Source organism: Variovorax sp. AB1(2024) (genome assembly GCF_037482385.2).
Lineage (GTDB): Bacteria > Pseudomonadota > Gammaproteobacteria > Burkholderiales > Burkholderiaceae_C > Variovorax.
Genome location: NZ_JBBHKP020000001.1, coordinates 1,497,361 through 1,519,732, shown reverse-complemented (window position 1 = coordinate 1,519,732; position 22,372 = coordinate 1,497,361). Strand labels below are relative to the sequence as shown.

Sequence of the window (22,372 nt, the reverse complement as noted above, 5' to 3'; positions counted from 1 at the left end):
GGCTCCACGCTGACGGTGCCAATAAGTGCGCGAAGACTGGGGGTCATGCTCGTATCGCCCAGAAGGCAAGGTCGAGGCCGGGGAAGTCGCCCGCGATGTGCATCGCGATGCCGCCCGACTGCTCGAGCTGGCGCCACAGGTCGCTGTTGCGTGTTTCGAGCTCGAAGTAGTTGGCGCCCGTGTGGAACGGAATCTGCCGCGGCGCGACCGGCATCGGCGTGAGCGTGACGCCCGGCAGCGCCAGGTTCACGAGGTCGCGGATGCGCTCCACCGGGCCGATCTTGACCTGCGTGGGAAAGCGCGCGCGCAGCGCCTCGCTGGGCATGTTCGCGTTCACCGCGAGCACGAAGGTCGCCTTGCGCTGCAGTTCCACGTCCGTCACCATCGCCACGCGCACGCCGTGCTTGCGGTCGTGCAGTTCGATGCGGATCGCCGACTGCTCCAGCACCATCGACAGGCTGCGGCGCAGGTCGTCCATGAGCGGGCGGAAGCTCGTCGCGAGGTCGTCGTGGATGTAGGGCCCGAAGCGCGCCACGCGGCGTGAATCCCGAAAGCTCGCCAGGTCGCCGGCCAGCCCGAGCGCATGCTCGAAGAAATGCTGCGGATGCAGCATCGCGCTTCTGGCCAGGTGCGCGAACACCGCCTCGTTGCGGTTGACGGCCTGCAGCAGCATGAAGTCGGCGATCTCGGCCACGCCGCCGGTGCCGCCCTGCGTCATGCGGCCGGCAAGCGCCTCGCCGCGCTGGCGCAGCAGGCCCAGCAGCTCGTCGAGCCAGGCGCGGATCACCGAATGGCCCGCCACGTCGAGCAGCGGCGGCAGCATCGCGCGGTCCAGCAGCACCTGGTTGTCGACGCGGCGCTCCTGCACGCGGGCGATGCCGAGCGTGGTCCAGGCGTCGGTCGCCTCGCCGGCGCGCATCAGCCGCGTGTGGAGCTGGCCCAGCTGCAGCATGGCGGTGCGCTCGCCGGCGGTGTTGGAGTCGGGCACCTCCGACTCGAGCACGCGGTGGCGCACCAGCTCCTCGTAGTCTTCCGCGTCGGCCTCGCGCGCGCTGGCGCGGCGCAGCGGCAGCGCGAGCACCACGGCCTCGTCGCGCATGCCGGCGGGAATGTCGATGGGCTCGGGCAGCGGGTCGACCGCCGGCATGTCGAACACGGTGCCGTCGCCGAACACGCCCACCGCCCGCACCAGCGCGAGCTTGCCGAGCGTGAGCGCGGCGGCATCGATCTCGAGTTCGGCAAAGCCCCAGGCATAGGGCGTGGTCGCGCGCAGCAGCACATGCCGCGCATGGTCGGCATGGCGCTCGCTTTGCTGCAGGTGCTGAGGCTGCAGCAGCATCCCCTCGCTCCACACCACTTTTGTTCGCCAGCTCATCCACGCTCCGTCAACGGCAAGGGTGCCGGAAAAGAAGCACGGAGTTTCAGGCGCGCGACGCGGCGGGCAAATCCGCCTTAAGGCCTAGGCGCGGGGGTTTGGTGGTACGGCGAAGGGACTAGGGACCGCCGCGAGGCGTCAGCGGTTCGGCGCGCGCAATGCCTCGACCTGCTCCGCGTAGGTCTTCTCGATGCGCTGCAGCCGCTGTTCGCGCGCGGCCTCGTTGACCCACGAAGCGGCCATGGCGCGCTGCCTGCCCAGCTGGTACTCCAGCCGGGCTTCGGGCAGCAGCGCGCTGTCGTCGGCCTCGACGTAGCCGTAGCCCGCGCGCAGGTTCTTCAGCACCTCGCGCTCGGCGTCGCCGCGCGGGCCCCTGGCCTTGCCGTAGCCGGTCAGGAAGTTCTGCAGCCGCGCCTGGAACTCGGGCGGGTAGCTGCGCCGCACCACCATCGGCGCGCCCGGCGGCGGCTCCGACTCCCACACCACCTGCAGCCGCTCGGCCTCGATAGGGAACTGCTGCCTGAAGCGTTCGAAGTCGGTGGTGTTGTTGGTGGCCACGTCGGCGTCGCCGTTGGCCACGGCGAGCGCGGTGGCCTGGTGGGTGCCGACGAACTCGCTGAGGAAGCGGGTTTCCATCTGGATGTTGTTCGGCAGGAAGAACTGGCTCTGCGGCACGATGAAGCCCGTGACCGAGCGGCTGTCGCCGCGCGCGAGCCGCCAGCGCTGCGGCTCGGCGAGCAGGCCGGCCAGCGTGTTGAGAGGGCCGGCCTTGCGCATCAGCAGCACCGCGCGGTGCTGGGGGTTTCCGGGCTGCTTGGCAATCTGCGCCACCACCTTCATGCGCCGCTGCATCACGGCGTCGAGCGCCATCTTGGCCGACAGGAAGGCCATGTCGATCTCGTCGCGGCCGATGGCGCGGTCGAGTTCCTCGTAAGACGGCACCGAGTACGAGCTGACCGGGACGCCGAGCGCGCGGCTCATGTCGGCCATCAGCGGCGTCCACAGCGCCCGCGACTCGACGGTGCCGCCCAGCGGCAGCACGCCGAAGCGCACCGCGCGCACCACCTCTGGCACGCCGGTCGCGCCCCTGGCGGGCGCGGGCGCGGGCGCCGGCGCCGCCGCATTGGCGCCCTGCGCGGCGGCCGTGGCGGGCGCGGCCAGCATCGCGGCCGACGCGGCGCAAAGCAGCGTCGCGGCAAGCAGTCGGGCGGCGGCGCGGGCCATCAGGGAGACACGTCCTTGAGCACGCCGACCTGCTCGGCGTAGCTGCTGTCGATGCGCTGCAGGCGGGCTTCGCGCGCGGCGTCGTTGACCCACTGCGCGGTCATGGCATTCTGCCGCGCCAGTTGCCAGGCCAGCCTGGCGGCCGGCTCCAGCGAGCTGTTGTCGGCCGGCAGGAAGCCGGCCAGGTCGTGCAGCGACTTGAGCACCAGCCGCTCGGCGTCGCCGCGCGGGCCCTTGGCGCGGCCGTAGGCGGTCAGGAACACCTGCACGCGCTTGCGCAGCTCGGGCGGGTATTCGCGCCGCACCACGATCTGCGCGTGCGGAATGAGGTCCGACTGCCACAGCACCTGCAGCCGTTCCGCTTCGGCCGGAAAGCGCTGCTTGAAGCGCTCGAAGTCGGCCGTGTTGTTGGTGGCCACGTCGGCCTCGCTGTTGGCCACGGCCAGCGCGGTGGCCTGGTGGGTGCCGACGGTCTCGCTGAGGAAGCGCGTCTCCATCGCGATGTGGTTCGGCAGGAAGAGCTGCAGCTGCGGCACGATGAAGCCCGACACCGACTGCTTCTCGCCGCGCGCCAGCCGCCAGCGCTCGGGCTGGGCCAGCAGGTCTTTGAGCGAATTGAAGGGCGGCACCTTGCGCGCCAGCAGCAGCGCGCGGTAGCCGGGCAGGCCGTCGTGCCGCACCACCTGCGCCACCACCTTCATGCGGCGCTGGGTGACGGCGTCCAGCGCCATCTTGCCGGACAGGAAGGCCATGTCGACCTCGTCGCGCCGGATGGCCTGCTCCAGCGCCTCGTACGAGTTGACGGACAGCACGCTCACCGGCCGGTCGATGGCGCGGCTGAGCTCGGCCAGCAGCGGATCCCAGTCGCTGCGCGACTCGAAGGCGCCGCCCAGCGGCAGGATGCCGAAGCGCACCGGCGGCTCGCGCGCGGTGCCCTGGGCGCAGGCCAGCAACGGCGCGAGGCCGACGAGCAAGCCCATCGCCGCCGCGCGCAGGGCAGCTGGAAACAGGGCAGTGAGGCGCAATGAAACCAGCATTTTTTGACCGGATGGCATGGGGTTCGCCGACGGGCGGCGGGTCTGACACGGGCTGTGCGGACGCCATTAAATAGCAATTGCGCGTAGTTTTCGTGATGTTTTTCCTGCTTCCCTGTTCGCTCCGGCGCCCCTAAGCTCGGGCCTCCATGCGTCCGAAGCCTTCATGAACTGGAACTTCCGCGTCCTCCGCGGCCTGGCCCGCCTCACTTTCGCGCAGCAGCTGATCCTGCTGGCGCTGGTGCCGGCGGCCTTGGCCACGCTGGCGGCCATCGCGGTACTGACGCGCCAGCACCTGGGCAACCTCACCGAGCTGATGCGGGCCAATGCGCAGACGGTCGCGCTGCAGGTGGCCACGGTGGCGCAGGCCCCGCTGGCGCGCATGGACCGCCGGGCGCTGCAGCGCACCGCCCAGTCGGGCACCTACCAGCCGCATGTGCAGCAGGTGCAGATCTGGACCGAGGACGGCGAGATCGTCGCCAACTCCGAGACCTCCGACCGCGCGCGCGGCGAGGGCCTGCAGGTGGTGGTGCCGATCGTGGGCGACGACGGCCGCCACACGGGCAAGGTGATGGTCGAGATCAGCCTGAGCGCGGTGCAGAGCGCGCGGCGTTCCGTGTGGCTCAACGTGGCGCTGGTGCTGGCCTTCAGCCTGGCGGGCGTGGGCCTGGCCGGCTGGTGGGCCGCGCGGCGCATCAGCGAGCCGATCCGGGCGCTGGGCAAGGCGGTGGACCGGCTGGGCGCGGGCGAGGACGCGAGCGTGGCGATCGAGGGAACGTCGGAGGTGCGCCACCTGCAGCACGGCTTCAACCAGGCCGCGCGCGCGCTGGCCGAGAGCCACCGGCTGCTGCAGAGCCGCATCAACGAGGCCACCGCCGAGCTGGCGCGCAAGAACCAGCAGCTGGAAGTGGCGAGCCAGGCCAAGACCCGGCTGCTGGCCGCCGCCAGCCATGACCTGCGCCAGCCGCTGCACGCGCTCACGCTGTTCTCCGACGGACTGGCCAACGGCGAGACCGACCCGGTGAAGCTGCAGCGCATCGGCCACATCCGCGAGTGCGTGGATTCGCTCGACCGGCTGTTCTCCGAGCTGCTGAACCTGTCGCAGCTCGACGCCGGCGTGCTGCAGCCGCAGTGGGCCGACTTCCCGCTCGACCGGCTGTTCGACGAGATCAGCCGCAACTTCCGCCCGGTGGCCGAGCAGCAGGGCCTGCGGCTGGTGGTGCGCAAGACCGACGTGTGGGTGCGCTGCGACTACGTGATGCTCTCGCGCATCCTGAACAACCTGGTGTCGAACTCGCTGCGCCACACCATCGAGGGCGGCGTGCTGATCGGCGCGCGGCGGCGCGGCAAGGGCGTGCGCATCGACGTGGTCGACACCGGCGTGGGCATCGCGCTGCAGCACCAGGCGCGGGTGTTCGAGGAGTTCTACCAGGTCGAGCCCACCGGCCGGCAGGCGGCGCGCGGCGCGCGCGGCATGGGGCTGGGCCTGGCCACGGTACAGCGGCTGGCCGACCTGCTCAACACCCGCGTCGACCTCAGCTCGAAGCTGCACAAGGGCACCTGCGTGCGGGTGCAGGTGCGCTCGGCGCCGGCCGCGCTGCCGGTGCCGGCGCTGCCGGTGGCCCTGGCCGGCATGGAGGAGGAGGAAAGCCTGGCCAACGTGCGCATCCTGGTGATCGACGACGAGCGCACCATCCTCGAAGGCCTGAGCGTGGTGCTCGCCAACTGGGGCGCCGAGGTGCTGCCCGCGCAGACACGCGCCGAGGCGCTGGCCATGGCCGACGGCTGGGCGCAGCCGCCCGACGTGGTCATCAGCGACCTGCTGCTGCAGGGCGGCGACAACGGACTCGACGTGATCGCGGCGCTGGAGCGGCACCCGCGCGGCATCGGCCCCGGCACCGCGCGGCTGCTGGTGACGGGCGAGACCAAGCCCGACCGGCTGCGCGAAGTGGCCAACGCGGGCATCACGGTGCTCTACAAGCCGGTGTCGCCGCGCGTGCTGCGCCAGGCCATCCAGGCGCAGCGCGCCGCCGCGGCCGCGCTGCTGGCGGACGCCTGACGGCCGCCTTGCGGGGTAGGTGCGCGGGTAGTCCGTCGGACATAGGCCGAGCGGCTGCCGCGCAGTGATATTCGTCACGCGGGCAGGCCGCCGCGGCCACTGACATAAGCCCTCCGCCTTATCGCAAGAAGCAGGGGCGGTCCTTACATTGGATCATCGCCCCTTGCTGCGGAAGCAGTCCATGTTCCTTGCCGTGCCCCACATCTTCGCGCTCTTCCGCGGACGTCCAGGACGCCCCGCGAAACCGCGCGCGGGCGTGCGGCGCGGCGCGCTGGCCCTGCTGGCCGCGGCGGCCGCGTCAGCCACGGGCCTGGCGGCTGCATCCAGCCTCACCGTGCTGATGGGCGACGACATTCCGGCGTCCTCGGAGTTCGTGCAGCAGCTGCGCGCCGACCAGGAACCCGGCAGCCGCTTCGAGCTGGTGCGGCTGCCGGCCGGCGGGGCCGCGCCGTCTTCGGAGCCGCAGCTGGCGCCGGACGCCGGCACCGACCCCGATCGCGCCGCCAATGCGGGCGTGCGCACCCGCGGCCTGCGCGCGGCACCGGCCGACGCCCCGCTGACCATGGCCGTCGGCCCGGCCGCCGCGCGCGCCGCGGTCGAGCGGCCCGGCCAGGAGCCGCTGGTGCTCGCGATGCTGAGCCGGCTCGACTACGAGACGCTCAAGGCCGCGAGCCCGGCGGCCCTGCGGCGCAGCGACCGCCGCGTGGGCGTGCTGCTGCGCGACCCGGCCATGACCGACCAGCTCGCGCTGATGAGCGCGGTGCTGCCGCAGAAGCACCGCGTGGGCGTGGTGGCCACGCCCGAGTCGGAGCCGCTGGTGCGCGAGTTGCAGCGCGCCGCCCAGGTGGCCAACCCGGCCTGGGACGTGCGCATCGAATACGCGCCCGACGCCCGCTCGCTGGCCGCCGCGCTGCGCATCGTGGTGCCGCAGAGCGATGCGCTGATGGTGCTGCCCGACCTGATCGGCGACAACCAGGCGGCCACGCTCTCGGTGCTTCGCGCGGGCGCCGGCGCGGGCCTTCCGGTGTTCGGCACCAGCGAAGGGCTGGTGCGCTCGGGCGGCCTGGCCGCGGCGGTGTCGACGCCTTCGCAGCTCGCCCAGCAGGCACGGCTGCTCGGCCAGAAAGTGGCCGCCGCGAACGCGAACGCAAGCAGCAACAACGGCCCGCTGGTGGAAGCGGCGACGCCCGCCAGCGTGCGCGTCAACGCCACCGTGGCACGCGGACTCGGCCTGCGCCTGCCGGAGGAACGGGAACTGACCGAGCGACTCGCGGCGCCGCGATGAGCACCGCCGCGCGGCCCTCCAATGGCACGGCACCGGATGCGGCGCCCGCCGCATCGCCGCCGCCGCCCAACCACACGCTGGTGGTGCGCGGCAACCTGCAGAACGACCTGTTCCGCCTCGGCGTGGTGCCGTGCGCAGCGGTGGCGCTGGCGCTGACCGGCTGGTTCACGCACAGCCGGCTGCAGACGCTGGAAGCCGCCTTCGATGCCGAGGGCCAGGCGGTCGCGCGGCAGGTGGCGGCCATGTCCGACCTGAGCCTGTATGCGGGCGACCTGCCCGCGCTGCAGAACGTGGCCAATGCAGCGCTGCGCGGCGGGCAGGTGACGCGGGTGGAAATCAGCAACAGCGCGGGCGTGTTCGTCACCGCGGGGCCCAAGACCACCTCGCTCGCGCGGCTGCGCATGTTCACTTCGCCGGTCACGCTGCGCGAGGCCTCGCGCGCCAGCGCCTTCGCGCCCGCGGGGTCCACGGCGGCGGGCGACACGCCCATCGGCCTGGTGCAGACCTTCCGCGACACCACGGCCTACACGCGCGAGCGCAGCCGCTCGCTCATTGCCGGCATCGGCATCGCGATGGTGGCGCTGATCGCAGCCTGGGCCTCGGTGCGCCACATGGCGCGCACGGTGGCGCGGCCGCTGCGGCGCGTGTCGCGCACCGTCGCCGCGCTGGAGACCGGGCAGTTCGACGTGCGCTGCGGCGTGGTCGAAGGCGGCACGCGCGGCACGCACGAGCTGGCGGTGCTGGCGCACGACATCGACCGGCTCGCCGAGCGGCTGCAGCACAACCGCCAGGTCAGCGAGGAGCGCGTGCGCGAGGCCACTGCCGTGGCGCTGCAGCGCATGGCCGAGGCCGAGCAGGCGGCGCTGTCGCGCGCGCGCTTCCTGGCCGCCGCCAGCCACGACCTGCGCCAGCCGCTGCATGCCATGGGCCTGTTCATCGACGGCCTGCTGCCCGGCGCCACGCCGGCGCAGCGCCCGGCCGTGCTGCGGCTGCAGGAGAGCACCGAGTTCATGGGCGTGCTGCTCGACGACCTGCTGGAGATCTCGCGGCTCGACGCGCAGGTGCTCACGCCGGCGATCGCCAAGGTATCGCTGGACGCGCTGTTCGACCAGATCGACGCGCAGCATGCCGCCGCGGCGGCGCAGGCGCGCGTGCGCCTGCACTGGAGCGACCGGGGCCTGGCGGTGCGCACCGACGCGGCCATGCTGCGGCGCATCGTCGGCAACCTGGTGAGCAACGCGCTGCGCCATGCGCCCGAAGGCGGCACCGTGCTGGTGGCCGCGCGGCGCTGCGCAGCGGGCGTGCGCATCGAGGTGCGCGACAACGGCGTGGGCATCGCGCCCATCCACCAGGGCCGCATCTTCGAAGAGTTCTACCAGGTGGCCAACACCGAGCGCGACCGCCGGCGCGGCTTCGGGCTGGGGCTGGCGATCTGCGCGCGCATCGCCACGCTGCTGGGCACGCGCATCACCGTGCGCTCGGCGCTGCAGGCCGGCAGCACCTTCGCCTTCACCCTGCCCGCCGCGCGCGCCGCCGACGCGGCGCCGCCCGAGCCGCCGCAGTTCGCGCCCGCGCCGCTGGCCGGCCTGCGCTGCCTGGTGGTGGACGACGACCCCGCCATCCTCGAAGGCACCCGCACGCTGCTGGCGCAATGGGGCTGCCAGGTCGACTGCGTGACCACCGGCGCCGAGGCCATCGCGCGGCTGGGCGGCGGCGGCGTGCGCTACGACGCCGTGCTGTGCGACCTGCAGCTGGCGGGCGACGACGACGGCGTGAACGTGCTCGACGCCGCCAAGCGCCTGCAGCCCGACGCGCTCGCGGTGCTGGTGTCGGGCGCGACCGGGCCCGACGTGCTGCAGCGGCTGCGCCAGGGCGGCGTGATGCTGCTGACCAAGCCGGTGGCGCCGGCCAAGCTGCGCGCGCTGCTCACCACGCGGCGGCAGGTTGCGGCAAGCTGACGACCGCGCAAGACCATCCACACCCGGACCGCCCATGCTCTCCATCGACGCCCTCCCGCAGATCCGCCCCTTCATCGCCACGCCCAGCTACACCGGCCAGCTCACCAGCGACTACGTGCGCAGCCTGCTCGGCCTGGCCAACCTGGCGTGGCGGCACGGCTTCGCAATGCAGACGCGATTCCTCGACGGCGACAGCCTGATCCCGCGCGCTCGCAACAGGCTGGTGGCGGAGTTCATGGCCGACGCGCGCTGGACGCATCTGTTCTGGATCGACGCCGACATCGGCTTCGAGCCGGAGGCCGCGCTGCGGCTGCTGCTGGCGGACCGCGCGGTGGTGGCCGGCGTGTACCCGCACAAGAGCGACGGCTGGCCGGGCGAGGGCCTGGCGCAGGCGCTGCCCGCGGGCAGCACGCGCGAAGACTTCGAGGCGCGCCACGCGGTGTTCCCGGTGAACCTGAAAAACGCCGGCGTGGACGCCGACGGCTTCGCCGAAGTGCTGGACGCCCCCACCGGGTTCATGCTGATCGAGCGCAGCGTTTTCACCCGGCTCGCGCAGGCCATGCCGCAGCTGCGCTACACGCCCGACCACATGGAAGACGCGCAGGCGGCCGCGCAGGCGCACTACCGCTTCTTCGACGTGTGGGCCGAACCCGGCAACGGCCGTTACCTGAGCGAGGATTTCGCCTTCTGCCGGCGCTGGCAGTCGATCGGCGGGCAGGTGTTCGTCGACACGCGCTCGCGGCTGAGCCACACCGGCACGCGCACCTACCGCGGCGATTTTTCGCGTTCGCTGGCGATGTCCGCGGGCCCGTCCGAAGGTCAGGCCTGAAGCAGCGCCGCCAGGTCCTTCGGCAGGCTCGCGAGCGCATAGCCGCGCCCGGGCGCCACCGCGGCAAGCCGCAACGCCGGCCCTTCCTCGGCAAGATAGTCGTAGCCCATGGGCTGCAGGCGTCGCTCGGGGTCGAGGCGCCGGTACAGGTCGCGCCGCGCGACGCGGTCTTCGCGGCGAATCATCTTCAGGTGGTAGAGCCGGTAGTAGCTGCGGTACATCACGCCGTGTTGCGCCACCGCGTCGGGGTACCACGGTCCATGCAGCGCCGGCGCCTGCGCAAAAGCGATCTCCTGCGGCAGGCGGAACAGGCAGGCGCGCGACTTGTGCGCCCACGGGCCGTCGATGCGGAACCGGTCGGGCGCGTCCCACAGTTCCCGCATCGCGACCGACAGGCAGGACAGCTGCGTCTCGGAGAGCGAATCGACGATGGCATTCAGGTTGTCGAGGAAGAGCGTCTCGTAGCGCTCGTCGGCATCGCACGCCAGCACCCAGCCGGCACCGTGCGCGCGTGCGCATTCGAGCAGGCGGCGGCGGTTCTCGCGCTCGTTCCATGCGTGCCTTTGCGCCGGCGCCGGCGGGTTCGACAGCAGCTCGAGCAGCTTGGGCTCGCGCCGTGCGATGTGCGCCGTCTCGTCGGTCGAGCCGTCGTCGAGCAGCACGAAGCCGTCGACATGCGCGCGCAGGTGCGCGAGGCAGCCCTCGAGCAGCCGCGCCTCGTTGCGCAGCTGCATCACGCAGACGATGCGCGGGCGCGCGGTCAGGCGTCGTGGCGCTTCCTTGCTGCAGCGCGGGCAATGAAAGTGCGGCGCCGGCTCGTGGTGGACCATGCGCGCGCAAATCTCGCACTGCAGGCGCGAACCCATCGCGAACACGGGCGCGGGGCGCAGCCAGGGTGGCGCGTCCTGCGGCGACGGCGGCAACGCAGCGGCGTCCGTGCGAGCGATGCGCGTGAAGTCGCAGCCCCACGCGCGGCGCTCCGCGCCCTCGTTCGCGCGCGCGGTGGCCGGGGTGCAGCATGCCCAGTCGTTGTCGGGGTCGAACTGCTCGCTGCCGTCGCGCGCCTCGAAAGAAAGGTGCAGCAGCTTCAGGTCGGCGCAGGCCAGCAGTTGCCAGCCGGCCATCTCCAGGCGCACGCGGAAGTTGTCGTCGTCGCCGCCCCAGCGCGCCAGCGATTCGTCGTAGCCGCCGACGGCATCGAAAGCCTCGCGCGCGCAGCACAGGGAGCCGTAGAAGGTGCGCAGGTAGAGCGCGTCGGGCACGGCGTGTGCGAACAGCGTGGCCAGCGCGGCAGGCATAGCATGGGCGCCGGGCTCCGGCGCAGCGTCCAGTTCGTCGAACCGCGCGAAGCCGACGCGGCCGACCGCCACGCCCCGGCCGCCCTGCATGGCCGCATGCAGCGCGATGGCGGGAGCATCGCCCACGTAAGCGGATTCGGGCGAATGCACGAACACGAAGCGGCCCGCGCTGTGGCGCACGCCCGCGTTGATCGCACAGCTCGGCGGGCGCCACGCGTGCGCGCGGTCGTTGGCCAGCAGGGTCCAGGCAACGCCGGGAAAGCGCGCGAGCAGTTGCCGCAGCCCCTTTTCCTCGCTCGCATCGTCGAGCGCGATCACCACCTCGATGCCGGGGCGCGACCAGAACGGCGCGTTGAGCGCGACGACGCGCTCGAACTCGGCCAGCTTGCGATAGAACGGCATCACCACGCTGAGCCACGGCCGCGCCGCGCCGGGCGCGGTCATGCGCGGCCCCGCCCGGACGCGTCCTCGCCGGCGGCCGCGCCGCGAGACAATGCTTCTTCACGTGCCCGTGTTCCCACCAGCGTCATACCGCCATCATGAACGGCTGCTTCATCAACCTGCAAGACAGCATCGCGCGCCGCGAGGCCATGGAACTGCAGCTGCGCGCGCTCGGCCTGCCGGGCATCGCCCGCCTGGAGGCGACCGGCACGCACGGGCTGCCCGCGCACGCCGCCTTGCCGGACGCCCCGGTGAGCCCGCGCGAGCACGCCTGTTTTCTTTCGCATGCAGGCGCCATCGACAGTGCGCCGCCGGGCGACTTCTTCCTGGTGCTCGAAGACGACGCGCTGCTGAGCCGCGCGCTGCCGCCGCTGCTGCGCCAGCCCGATGCGCTTGCGCAGCTCGGCGGATTCGACCTGGTGTTCCTCGAGTGCATGCCCGGCATTTCGGCGCCCGGCCTGCTGGCGCTCTGGCAGGCGTTGCGCAAGCACCTGCCGCACGACGCGCACGGCGCGGGCATGCCGCGCGATGCCATCGGGGGCGTGGAGATTCTCGATGCGCGGGGCCTCTACAACTGGGGCGCGGTGGCCTACCTGGTCACGCCGCAGGGCCTGCGCACGCTGCCACCGCTGCTGCGCGAGGCGCTGGCCGCGGGCCCGGCGCTGGCCTTCGACATGACGCTCAACACGCTGGTGCACGACGGCCGCATCCGTGCCGCCGTGCTCGCGCCGTTCCTGGCCACACCGGCGCTGTCGAGCCATGCGCAAAGCACCATCGACGACCGGCCGCGCGCGGCCGGGAACGACGCGCTGTCGGGCGCGCTGCGGCGGCTTTTCTTCGCCGGCCCGCTCGACGCGCCCGAGCTCGAAGCCCACGTCGGTGCCTATCGCCATGCGGCGCTCACGCAAGATCCGCAGCTGCAGTTGCTGGCCGACCTGATGGCGCAGCTCTTCGTCATCAGCGCGCGGCCGCCGCATTGAAGCCGCGCGCTCAGAAGTCCGAACATCCGTTGCGCCGCTCGGTGTTCACGCAGCTCAACAGGTTGGGCCGCGAGCGCACGCGCGACCATTCGCGCGCCAGCACGTCGCCGGCCTGCGAGGCGCGGTCGCCGTCCAGCGGGCCGGTGGCCAGGCAGATCGGTGCCTGGCCGATGTTGCGGTCGTACAGGTAGGTGGAAGGCAGCTCGCGCAACACGTCCACCGTGGGCAGATCGGCCGGGCTGAACTGCGCCACCACGGGGGCCGCATCCACGCGCAGCGTGCCCGGCACCACGCGCACCGCGTAGCCCGCGGCCGACGCGAAGGCGCCGTCGATCGGGTAGCTGCCCGGCGGGCTGCCGGCGTTGGCGCTGGTGCCCGGCGCACCGCTGAAGCTCGACGCGTTGTCGCCCAATATCAGCCCGCTCACGCTGTACGTGAAAAGCGGATTCGGCGCGCCCTGCGGCCGTGCGGCGTCGCCGATGGTCACGGTGGCCGTCGGCTGCTGCGCATAGATGAAGTGGTTGCCGCCGGCCGGCACCGTCACCGTGCACAGGCCCAGGTAGGCGCAGTGATACAGGTTGGGCAGCGTGCCGGTGCCGGCGAGGCCGCCGCGCGCCTCGCCCACCCAGGTGTCGGCCCAGATGCGCCACGCACCGCCGCCGATGGCGAAGCCGCCCGGATTCTGGAAACGCGCGGCCGCCACCAGGTCGGTGCCCGCCCCGCCGGCCACCGTGGTGCCCAGCGTGAGGTCGTCGGCCAAGGTGCGCACGAACACCGTGTTGGCCGCCATCGACGCCACGCCGGCCGTTGCCGCCTGGTTGGTGGCGGCGTCGAAGCCGGCGACGCTCGGCGCACCGATGGTGACCGCATTGGCGTCCACGTAGCCGAACCCGCCCGCGGCACCGCCGCCCACGACGGCCACGTTGTTCGCCGGGTTGCGCAGGTCGACGCTGCCCTGGAGCGAACGTGCGAGCAGGCTCGTGGCATTGATGACGCCCGCAGCCGATTGCGTGATGTTGCCGGCCGACAGCAGCCCGACCTGCGTGGCATTGATCGCACCGTTGACGGCGATGTTTCCGCCGCCGTCGTTCTGCAGCGTCAGCGCGCCCGAAGCCGACAGCGGCCCGGCCACGGTGATGTCCGCCGCCTGCGTGTTGCTGCCCGCGACGATGGTGGGCGCGCCCAGCAGCGCGAACTCGGCGCCCGAGACCGAGAAGCCGCCGGTGCCCGCGCCGCCGAGCACCACGGGTGCGGTGGTGGCATCGGACGCGGCGAAGTTCTGATCCATGCCGCCCGGCCGCAGGTCGATGGCGCCTGCCGCGCTCACCGGCGCGCCGATCACGATGGCGTCGGTGCTGCCGTCGTTCACCGCGCGCAGCACCACGTTGCCGCTGCCCTGCACCACCGGCAGCGCGCCCGGCAAGGTCGGCGAGCCGCCGGCCTCGATGGCAACGCCGGCGCCGCCGTTGGCCGAGCGGCCGGTGATCTCGATGCCGCCACCGCCGGTGGTCGTGATGCGTGCACCGTTTTCCAGGCGCACGCCGCTGTCGCCGCCCACGGCGGGCGCCGTCGGGTCGTTGTTGAAGTTGTAGCCGCGCAGCGCGATGGTGCCGCTGCCGCTGGCGATGCTGCTTCCGCCGTTCACCAGCACGCCGTAAGAGCCCGCGAAGGTCGACGAAGCCTGGCGCCGCGCCACGCCCTGCACCGTGATGTTGCCGCTGGTCGTCGACAGCGCCGAAGCCGCGCGGCCGTCGGTGATGACCACGCCGCTGTTCCAGTCCGCCGAGCTGCCGCGGATGTCGATGGCGCCGCTCGAACTCGCCAGCTGCACGCCCGCCAGCGTGACGTTGCCGCCCGCGATCTGCACCGCGCCGCCCGCGCCGGCGTTGCTCTGCCCCACGCGCGTGTCGATCTGCGAATCGACCAGCGTCACATAGCCGGTGGGTGCGCCCGGCTGGCCGCTGTAGAGCGTGACGGCGCCGCCGCCGGTCTGCACGCTCGCGCCGTTCATGCCGATCCGCCCGCTGCCCGGCGTGCCGTCGCCGCGCGCGGTCATGGCGACGCTGCCGCCGCGCGTGTCGATGCTGCCGTTGTACGTGATGGTGCCGATGGAGCCGGAGGGCGTGCCGTCGGGGTTGAAGCCCGCGTTGAACACCACGTTCAGCGGCCCGCCCGCGCCCGAGGAGCGGATGACGGTGCCCACGCCGTTGGCCTGGATGCTGCTGCCCGAGTCGAGCTCGAAGCTCAGCGCGCCGGCAGCGGCGGTGTAGTCGATGAGCACGTCGTTGGCCAGCGTGATGCTGCCCGTGCCCACGCCGCCCGTGCCGGTGGTGATCTTCACACTGGCGCCGCCGTTGAGCGCGGCGTTGATGTCGCCGTCCTGGATCGTCGAGTTCGACAGCGCGTCGAAGGGGTTGGTCGGCAGCGTGCCGGCGCCGGCGCCGCTGACGATGGCCACCGCGTAGGGGTCGACCAGCCAGGTGCCCGCGGCGCCCGCCGGCGCACCCGCGTTCGCGCGAATGCCGGTCAGGTCCAGGTTGCCGCCGGAGGTCTCTATGAAGCCGCCGTTGCCGCCGGCCGCCCCGCCGCGCGCGCTCAGCGTGCCGTGCGCGCGCAGGCTGTTGTCCGCCAGCAGGCGGATGCTGCCGCCGTTGCCCGTGGCGGAAGCGCTGTCGGCCAGCACCGACAGCCCCGGCGCCAGCGCGAGCATGCCGCCTGTGTTGTCGCTGGTGCGCGTGGTGGCCTGCAGGCGCACGTCGCCGCCCGTGCCCGCGCCGCTCGCGTCGGCCAGCGTGCCGGCGGCACCGGCCAGCGCGCCGGCGTAGATGTTGCGGCCGGTGACGGTGATGCCGCCGCCCGCGCCGTCGCCGCTCGCCGTGCTCAGCAGGGCATCGGTTTGCGCGCCGCGCTGCAGCAGCACGTCGCCGCTGCCGCCGCTCACCGCGATCTGCCCGCCCTCGGCCCGCAGGCCCTGGCCGGCGCCGCTCGCGCGGATCCACACCGCCGCCGGCGTGAGTCCTTCGTCGATGGCGCCCGCCGGCGGCTGCGGGTCGCCGTTGAAGTCGTACACCACGCCCGCGCTGCCGGTGGTGCCCACGACGTCGATGCGCTTGCCCCGCCCCGCCACGATGCCCGTGTCGCCCACGGTCACGCCGCGCGAGGCGCCGATGGTGGAGGATGCCGACAGCTTGCGGAACTGGTCGTTGGCCAGCAGCGCGCCCAGGTCGGCGCCCGTGCCCTCGACGCGCACGTTGCCGCCGGTGGCGATGTCGGTGCCGCTCACCGCCACGCCCACCGACACCGCGCGCGACGACCAGTCGGCGACCTGGTCGGTGTCGCTCCATCCGCGGGTGGCGCCGCGCACGCTGATTTCGCCGCTGCCCGATGCGATGCGGCTGCGCGTGTCCGGGGGGCCGTCGTTGAACGTCTGCCCTATCGACACCCCCGCGCCGCCCAGGCCGCCGACACCGTCGAGCGTGATGCCGCCGCTGCCGCTGATGATTTCCGCGCCGGTGATCAGCACGCCGGTGCTGCCGGAAAAAGTGGAGCTCGACACCACGGTGCCGCCCTGCCCGCGCAGGCTGATGCTGCCGCCCAGCGCGCAGCTGGCGGCACCCGGCGCGCAGGTCGAGATGCGGCCGCCCGTCACCTGCACGCCGGCGCTCTCGAACGGCACGTTGAAGTAGGTGTCGTCGGTGTAGCCGATGGCGCGCCCGTTCTGCGCATCGCTCTGGCCGTAGAAGCGCACATTGCCGCCGTTGGTCTCGATGGTCGCGCCGGTCAGGACGATGGGCGCGATGCGCATGCCGTTCGTGTCGGTGATCGGCATGTCGGTGGCCGGCAGCGCCGCACCGGCCGCGTCGGCGTTGAAGTCGACGTTCAGCGGACCCGACGTGGACCTGATCGACGACCGGTCGGACATGCCGATGCCGGTGGCCGAATCGACGCGCAGCGATGCGGTGCCGCCCGCGCTCTTCACCACCGCGGAAGCGGTGTCGAACACCACGCCCAGGGGCTCCTGCCCGCCTTCGGCGTTGCGTGCGTTGCTGCCGAGCACCACGTCGGTCGAACGCCCGAGCGCGCCGCCGATGGCCGCGTCGCTCAGCTGGCTGGAGGCTGCGCCGCCTGCGCTCGGATAGGCGCCCGCGTCGTACGCCGGCGCCGTGGCCGTGACGACGATCTGTTTTTCGGACTGCAGGCTCCACTGACCGTTGGCGCCACCGTTGGCGCCCCCTGCCGCGGACACCGAAAGATCGCTTGCGACCTCGATCGCATTCGCGCTGGTGGAGATCGCACCCCCCTTGCCGCTGCCGGAGCCCTGCGCCGACAGCTCGCCCGACAGGTGCAGCCCCAGCACGGTGTCCGTTGGCGGCGCGCCGGCCGCGCCGGGCAGCGTCGTGTAGTCGGCCGCGCCGATGCGGATCTCGCCGCCCGCGGCGTTGCCCGCGCTGCCGTCGGCGCGCAGCACGGTGGTCGGCCCCACCGACAGGCCGCCGAGCGCCGCCAGCTGCACCGTGCCGCCGCCGGCCTCGCCGCTTGCGTCGAGCGTGGCGCCTTCCACGCGCACCTTGCCCGCGGCCACCGTGATGCGCCCGCCCGCCACCGTACCGGTCGATGTGGCCTGCAGCGTGCCGCCGACGCGCACTTCGTTGTTGGCGCCCGCGCTCAGCACGATCTCGCCGTTCTTCATGCCGAGCGAGTTGGCGCGCACCGTGCCGCTCTGGTTTACCACCAGCTCGCCGGGCGTGATCGACTGGCCCACCAGCACCACCCGGCCTGCGTTGGCCTGCAGGGTGCCGCTGTTGGCGACCGATGCACTGGCGGCTTGCGAATCCGTCAGGATGTTGAGGCTGGTGAGGCCGTCGCCCCCGATGTCCAGCGTGATCTTGCGGCCCGACGCCAGCGCCACCGTCTGGCCGTCGGCGGTGATGGTGCCGGTGGCCTCGTTGCCCACGCCCGCGCCCATCAGCACCACCGGCCCGCCGGTGGCCGTGATGTCGCCGAGGTTGCGCACGGTGGCGGTGCCGATGTCGGCACGCTCGAAGGCAAGGCGGGTCTGGCCGTCGAGAAAATTCGCGTCGCTGGTGGTCATGGCCAGCGTGGAGGCCAAGAGCCCGCCCACGTTGACGCTCGCGCCCTGGCTGAACAGCACGCCGTTGGGGTTGATGAGGAACACCCGGCCGTTGGCCGTGAGCTGGCCCGCGATGGTCGACAGCTCGTTGCCGTTCACGCGGTTCAGCAGGATGCTCGAACTGCCCATGGCCTGCTGGATGTTGACCGCGTCCTTCGCGCCGATGGAAAAGCTGTTCCAGTCGATGATCGCGCGCAGCGATCCCTGCGTGATGCCGAGCGCCTGGCCGCCGCGCGGCGTGGCCGTGAGGACCGGGTTCACCGTCACCATGCCCTGCGTGGTGAACATGCCCGGCTGGTAGCTCGGCAGGATGACCTGCGCGAGCGCGGGCGCCATGCCCATGCAGGCCAGCGACAAGGCCAGCGGACGCAGCGCGAGGCGCGGTGCGAGAGGTTTGAGTTTGCGTGGCTTCATGGTCAGAACGCCTTTTGAACCTGGACGTACAGCCGCGGGCCGCGGCCTCCGCCATCGGTCTGCGGCCGCGGCGTGCCGTCGCGCCATGCCAGGGTCGCATTGATCGAGAAATTGCCCGGCCGCGACCAGCTCAGCCCGATGCCGTAGCCGCGCAGGCTGCGCGAGTTCTCGCCGTCGAACGGCGAGGGGTGACGCTGCAGCCGGCCGCGCGCGGCGTCGTAGAACGCGAAGGGCGTCAGCTCTTCGTTCACCGACCAGCGCCATTCGACGGTGCCGATCAGGCCCTGGTCCACGAGCAGTTCACCCGACGGATAGGCCCGCACCGCGCGCGCGCCGCCGAGCGCGAGCTTCTCGGAGGCATCGAGGTTCTTGCTCGCCCACTGGCCGCCGATGGAGAGGTACAGCGAATGCCGCGGCACGATGGCCTGCAGCCGCGACAGCTGGAAGCTCAGCTTGTTGAAGCCGCCTTCGGTGTGGCGCCCGCCGAAGGCCTGGTCGTCGGCCCGGCCCTGCGGGTCGCGGATGGACAGCGAGCCGTGGTAAAGCGTGCCCGAGCTGGCCCAGTAGCCGCCGCCCAGCACGTCGTCGCGCCGCTCCCAGGTCCATCCCACGCCGAAGCCGCGCACGCGCTTCCTGGCGTCGTACTCGAACGCGCGGATTTCGTCGTCGAGGTCCTTGCTGTCGGCGCTCAGGCGCAGGAAGAGGTTCTGCTGGCGCTGCCGGATCAGCGGGTAGTTGAGCGACACGTCGAACACGTTGGCGCGGCCCTGGGCCTCGAGGTCGGAAAACTGCCCGCCCAGGTCGTAGCTCACGCGCGAGAGGCCCACGCCGGCGCGCAAGCCGCTGGTGCCGATGGGCGCCTCGTAAGAGACGCGGCCGAACTGCAGCGCGTTGCCGTTGGACACCATCACCCGCGCATCGAGGTTGTCGCCGATGCCGAAGGGGCTGAGCCAGCGCACGGTGCCACCCACGCGGTAGCGGCCCGATTCCTTGGTGCCGTGGTTGTCGCCCTCGGCGGTGAAGGCCCAGCGCGGCGCGGGCGCCACCTCGACGGACAGGTCGGTGGTGCCGGGCTGCGAGCCTTCCTGCAGGCCGGAGGAAACCTTGATGCCGGGCTGGTCGGACAGCAGCAGCATCGCGCGTTCGTAGGCCGGCGCGCTGACGGCTTCGCCGGGCTGAAGCGGCGCGAGGAAGCCGCGCACGCGCGCCTCGGCGATGGGCGCGTCGGGCGCGACGACGACCTCGACCTTGCCGAGGCGGCCTTCGATGACGCTGATCTCGACGATGCCGTCGCGCACGGTCTGCACGGGCACCACGGCCTGGGCGAGGAAGTAGCCGCGTTCCTTGTAGCGTGCGGTGATGGCCTTGGCGAGTTCCTCGAGCTCCGAGAGCGTGACGTCGCGCCCGATGTAGGGCGATGTGATGGCCTGCAGCTCTTCGTTGCTGAGTGCCTTGACGCCGTTGAGGCGCAGGTCGTTGAGCCTGAACGACGCGCCTGCAGGCCTGGGCGGTGCGGGCAGGCTTTGCGGTGCGACGGTGCCTGGTGCTTGTGCCAGGGGCCGATCGCAAGTGCCGCAGGGATCTTGTGTGGGGAGCAGCGTGTTTGTTTCTTCGGTCTCTGCTGCGTGCGTGCTCTGGGCTGCGATCAGCAATGCCGCGCTGAACAGGGTTGCTGCTGCGAAGGCCGTGGGCGTCAGGGGGTGGCGGGCTTGCATCTCAGTGCTCTGTGCTGCGTTGTGCTGCTGTTGTTTCGGGGCGCGTGCACAGGGCACCGGGTACTCCCCTCCGCGAATGTCCCCCGGGGCTGCGCCCCTCCTCCTTTATTTCGCTGCGGGGAGCACCCGGCACCCTGTGCACTGGACACGCTGCTGTTTCACGGCCGATCGACGAACGCTCTGTCCAACGATCACGCCGGCGGGGTGCCTTGCGCAGCGAAACAAAGGAGGAGGCCGCAGGCCGGGGGACATTCGCGGAGCAAGGCACCCCGTCGCCGTGATCGCGCCCCGAACAAAGAACATCGAACAAGAACCAAAGCTTCATGTCGCCCCCCCCACCGTTAGACGCCAGTTGCCGATCAGGTTGAACGGTGCCCAGAAGAAGGGATGGGACATCTTGGGGTCCTTCAACACGGCAAGCTGCCCCGCCTGCATCGCCTTCTGGATGTCGCGGCCCCTGGCCAGCTCGCCATAGAGCGTGCTCATGAGCACCGCCGTGGCGTCGTCGGACACCGGCCACAGCGACGCGATCAGGCTCGAGCTGCCGGCCGAGAGAAACGAGCGCGTGAAGCCCAGCACCTCGTCGCCCTGCGCGATGCGCCCCAGCCCCGACTCGCAGGCCGACAGCGTGACCAGCGCGGTGCCGTCCATCGGCAGGCCGAGGATCTCGTGGGCCTCCAGGAAATTCTGCTTGCCGCCCTCGTTGGCCAGCAGGATGCGCGAATACAGCGGATCGACCGCGTCGGCCTCCGCATGCGCGGCCACATGCATCAGCGGCGAGCGCGAGGCCACGTCGCGGAACTGCGTCTTGGTGGCGGCGGCGCCCATGTACACCGTGTTGCGCGGGAACAGCTGCGCGAGCTGCTTCACCTCGGTCTCGGCGCCGGGCAGGTCGTACTTGTCCTCGATGCGCGGATTGCCGAAGGCGGTGAGCGACGCGTTCACGCGCGGGGTGCGCTGCGCGAGCTGCACCGCGATGCTGATCGACGGTGCCACGGCCACCGGGTGCGTCTCGATGATGTAGCGCCCGTCCAGCCGCAGCGCCTGGAACGGCAGGTAGTGCAGCGGCCCGTGCGGCACCACGATCAGCCTCTGCCCCGGCGCCAGGCCCAGCGGCCCGAGCAGCGCGGCGCCCAGCTTGTCGGCGTTGGTGATGGCCGTGCGGCGGCCGCGCACGATGGAATTGCGGAAGGTCTCGACCAGCTCGTTGAGTTCGTCGCGCTTCACCGCCACGGTCTTCTCGGTGATGCTGTTCGCGCTCACCACCCACACCACCAGCCGGTCGGGCAGCGAATGGAACTGCACCACGCGCTCGTCGGGCGCCAGCGTGGCCTGCAGCGCCGGCAGGTCGATGGTGTTGGCGGCCTGCTCGTTGATCTTCGCGCGGCCGCGCACCGCGTCGAGCAGCGCACGCGAACGGCTGTGCTCGCTCACCTCGAAGGCCTGGCGCGCATCGCCCGCGTCGCTGTACACGGCCACGCCGCGCTCGAACACCGTCTGCAGGTCCGAGAACAGGCCCATCTTGAATTCTTCGCTGCGGAACTTCGCGCGCACCTTGTCGACGTCGCCCAGCGCGCGGCCCACGGCCTCGGCCGCCGCCTGCTTCTGGCCCAGCGCGAGTTCGCTGCGCGCCACGCCGTCCCAGGCCCAGAGGCGGTAGTACTCCGTGTCGGCGCCCACCTGGCGCGCGGTGAGCGCGCGGTAGGCATCGCGCGCCTCGGCAGGCTTGTTCTCGGCCAGCAGCAGGCGCGCGCGGGTGCGGTCGAGCTGCGCGGTGAGCGGCGCGTCCTTGGGCGGGGCCATGGTGCCGATCAGCTCGCGCGCCCGCGCGGTGTCGCCCGCTTCGATCAGCGCATTGACCAGCGAGGCCTGCACCAGCGGCGCATAGCGCGGCGAGCTGTTGGCCAGCGCCTCGTCATAGCTGAGCACCGCGCCGGAGAAGTCGCCGCGGCGCGTGCGCACGTCGCCGATCACCTTCTGCACCGGGCCCACCACCAGCTTGGGGTCGCGCGCCTGATGGCGCAGCGCCTCGCGCGCGAATTCCTCGGCCTTCTCCAGCTGGCCGGAGTAGCTGTAGACGATGGCCAGGTCGCGGTTGGCCATGGCCATCAGGTTGGGGTCGTTGGTGGCGTTGGCCAGGTGCAGCGCCTTGCTGGCGGCACGCACGCTCTGGCGGAACTCTCCCGCCTCGGCCAGTGCCACGGCCTGGCTGCAGTACTGGTAGCCGGAGAGCTTGACGCTGTCCTGCCCGTAGAGCACCGCGCCTTCGCTGGTCAGGGCCAGCAGGGTGTCGGTGTCGGCGAGCCGTGCCTGCTCCATGCGGTCGGCGGCGGCCTCGGCACCGGTCGGCGCCTGCGCGCGTTGCTGCTGTTGCTGCTGCGCCGCCGCCGGGGAACCGATGCCGGAGGCGAGAAGAACGCCCGCAAGACCCAGCGCCACCGCAAGGCCCGCGCGGCCACATGCGGGACGCTCCCATCCCCAACTGGAAAACCAAGCCATTGGACCCCCGCGTCGGGCCCATGCACCCGCTGCAAGCGGGCGGCCGGCGCCTCGGAAGTGGGCGCCGTTCAGGCCTCGGGGCGGAGTCTAGGAGCGGCCACCCGCCGCGCCTATTCGCAATACGGTCTAG

General features: G+C 72.1%; 12 protein-coding genes. 5 read left to right on the top strand and 7 right to left on the bottom strand.

Annotated features, from left to right (window positions below):
• Window positions 1-43 precede the first annotated feature (43 nt).
• The 3 genes from tssK to phnD all read right to left on the bottom strand — a co-directional run bounded on the left by tssK (window position 44) and on the right by phnD (window position 3,636).
• Entirely contained in the window at window positions 44-1,375 is a 1,332-nt protein-coding gene (tssK, locus tag WIX39_RS07215) for a type VI secretion system baseplate subunit TssK (protein WP_409194753.1), read from the bottom strand.
• Window positions 1,376-1,513: 138 nt separating this feature from the next.
• On the bottom strand, window positions 1,514-2,599 hold the full coding sequence (locus WIX39_RS07210) for a phosphate/phosphite/phosphonate ABC transporter substrate-binding protein (protein WP_409194752.1): 1,086 nt from the start codon (window positions 2,597-2,599) through the stop codon (window positions 1,514-1,516).
• Window positions 2,599-3,636, bottom strand: coding sequence for a phosphate/phosphite/phosphonate ABC transporter substrate-binding protein (phnD, locus tag WIX39_RS07205; RefSeq protein ID WP_409194751.1), 1,038 nt, complete (start codon window positions 3,634-3,636; stop codon window positions 2,599-2,601). The genes WIX39_RS07210 and phnD overlap by 1 nt, the downstream gene beginning before the upstream one ends.
• A gap of 163 nt (window positions 3,637-3,799) precedes the next feature.
• Here phnD and WIX39_RS07200 point away from each other — a divergent pair, with 163 nt between their 5' ends.
• The 4 genes from WIX39_RS07200 to WIX39_RS07185 all read left to right on the top strand — a co-directional run bounded on the left by WIX39_RS07200 (window position 3,800) and on the right by WIX39_RS07185 (window position 9,764).
• Window positions 3,800-5,692, top strand: coding sequence for an ATP-binding response regulator (locus WIX39_RS07200; RefSeq protein WP_081265868.1), 1,893 nt, complete (start codon window positions 3,800-3,802; stop codon window positions 5,690-5,692).
• Window positions 5,693-5,873: 181 nt separating this feature from the next.
• Complete coding sequence (locus tag WIX39_RS07195; protein WP_409194750.1) at window positions 5,874-6,977, top strand: ABC transporter substrate binding protein; 1,104 nt, start codon at window positions 5,874-5,876, stop codon at window positions 6,975-6,977.
• Window positions 6,974-8,935: a hybrid sensor histidine kinase/response regulator gene (locus tag WIX39_RS07190; RefSeq protein WP_409194749.1), complete on the top strand. Its 1,962-nt coding sequence runs from the start codon at window positions 6,974-6,976 to the stop codon at window positions 8,933-8,935. The genes WIX39_RS07195 and WIX39_RS07190 overlap by 4 nt, the downstream gene beginning before the upstream one ends.
• 34 nt (window positions 8,936-8,969) lie before the next feature.
• The gene (locus WIX39_RS07185; RefSeq protein WP_409194748.1) at window positions 8,970-9,764 is read left to right on the top strand and encodes a hypothetical protein; all 795 of its coding nucleotides are present in this window, start codon (window positions 8,970-8,972) and stop codon (window positions 9,762-9,764) included.
• Here the strand turns inward: WIX39_RS07185 and WIX39_RS07180 are convergent.
• Window positions 9,755-11,506 (bottom strand): glycosyltransferase family 2 protein, encoded by a 1,752-nt coding sequence (locus WIX39_RS07180; RefSeq protein WP_409194747.1) that lies wholly within the window; start codon window positions 11,504-11,506, stop codon window positions 9,755-9,757. The two genes, WIX39_RS07185 and WIX39_RS07180, sit on opposite strands and share 10 nt — an antisense overlap.
• Before the next feature lie 95 nt (window positions 11,507-11,601).
• Between WIX39_RS07180 and WIX39_RS07175 the strand changes: the two genes are divergently transcribed.
• Entirely contained in the window at window positions 11,602-12,483 is an 882-nt protein-coding gene (locus tag WIX39_RS07175) for a hypothetical protein (RefSeq protein ID WP_409194746.1), read from the top strand.
• 10 nt (window positions 12,484-12,493) lie between these two features.
• On the opposite strand, the gene WIX39_RS07170 is transcribed toward WIX39_RS07175, so the two are convergent.
• The 3 genes from WIX39_RS07170 to WIX39_RS07160 all read right to left on the bottom strand — a co-directional run bounded on the left by WIX39_RS07170 (window position 12,494) and on the right by WIX39_RS07160 (window position 22,242).
• The gene (locus WIX39_RS07170; RefSeq protein WP_409194745.1) at window positions 12,494-18,028 is read right to left on the bottom strand and encodes a filamentous hemagglutinin N-terminal domain-containing protein; all 5,535 of its coding nucleotides are present in this window, start codon (window positions 18,026-18,028) and stop codon (window positions 12,494-12,496) included.
• 2 nt (window positions 18,029-18,030) lie between these two features.
• Window positions 18,031-19,743 (bottom strand): ShlB/FhaC/HecB family hemolysin secretion/activation protein, encoded by a 1,713-nt coding sequence (locus WIX39_RS07165; protein ID WP_409194744.1) that lies wholly within the window; start codon window positions 19,741-19,743, stop codon window positions 18,031-18,033.
• 321 nt (window positions 19,744-20,064) lie between these two features.
• Window positions 20,065-22,242 carry a CHAT domain-containing protein gene (locus tag WIX39_RS07160; RefSeq protein WP_409194743.1) on the bottom strand — a complete coding sequence of 726 codons (2,178 nt, stop codon included), beginning with the start codon at window positions 22,240-22,242 and terminating at the stop codon, window positions 20,065-20,067.
• Between the last annotated feature and the right edge of the window lie 130 nt (window positions 22,243-22,372).

Coding starts and splice junctions, on each gene's coding strand:
- tssK (WP_409194753.1), bottom strand. CDS start 1,375: ATGAGCTGGCGAACAAAAGTGGTGTGGAGCGAGGGGATGCTGCTGCAG.
- WIX39_RS07210 (WP_409194752.1), bottom strand. CDS start 2,599: ATGGCCCGCGCCGCCGCCCGACTGCTTGCCGCGACGCTGCTTTGCGCC.
- phnD (WP_409194751.1), bottom strand. CDS start 3,636: ATGCTGGTTTCATTGCGCCTCACTGCCCTGTTTCCAGCTGCCCTGCGC.
- WIX39_RS07200 (WP_081265868.1), top strand. CDS start 3,800: ATGAACTGGAACTTCCGCGTCCTCCGCGGCCTGGCCCGCCTCACTTTC.
- WIX39_RS07195 (WP_409194750.1), top strand. CDS start 5,874: ATGTTCCTTGCCGTGCCCCACATCTTCGCGCTCTTCCGCGGACGTCCA.
- WIX39_RS07190 (WP_409194749.1), top strand. CDS start 6,974: ATGAGCACCGCCGCGCGGCCCTCCAATGGCACGGCACCGGATGCGGCG.
- WIX39_RS07185 (WP_409194748.1), top strand. CDS start 8,970: ATGCTCTCCATCGACGCCCTCCCGCAGATCCGCCCCTTCATCGCCACG.
- WIX39_RS07180 (WP_409194747.1), bottom strand. CDS start 11,506: ATGACCGCGCCCGGCGCGGCGCGGCCGTGGCTCAGCGTGGTGATGCCG.
- WIX39_RS07175 (WP_409194746.1), top strand. CDS start 11,602: ATGAACGGCTGCTTCATCAACCTGCAAGACAGCATCGCGCGCCGCGAG.
- WIX39_RS07170 (WP_409194745.1), bottom strand. CDS start 18,028: ATGAAGCCACGCAAACTCAAACCTCTCGCACCGCGCCTCGCGCTGCGT.
- WIX39_RS07165 (WP_409194744.1), bottom strand. CDS start 19,743: ATGCAAGCCCGCCACCCCCTGACGCCCACGGCCTTCGCAGCAGCAACC.
- WIX39_RS07160 (WP_409194743.1), bottom strand. CDS start 22,242: ATGGCTTGGTTTTCCAGTTGGGGATGGGAGCGTCCCGCATGTGGCCGC.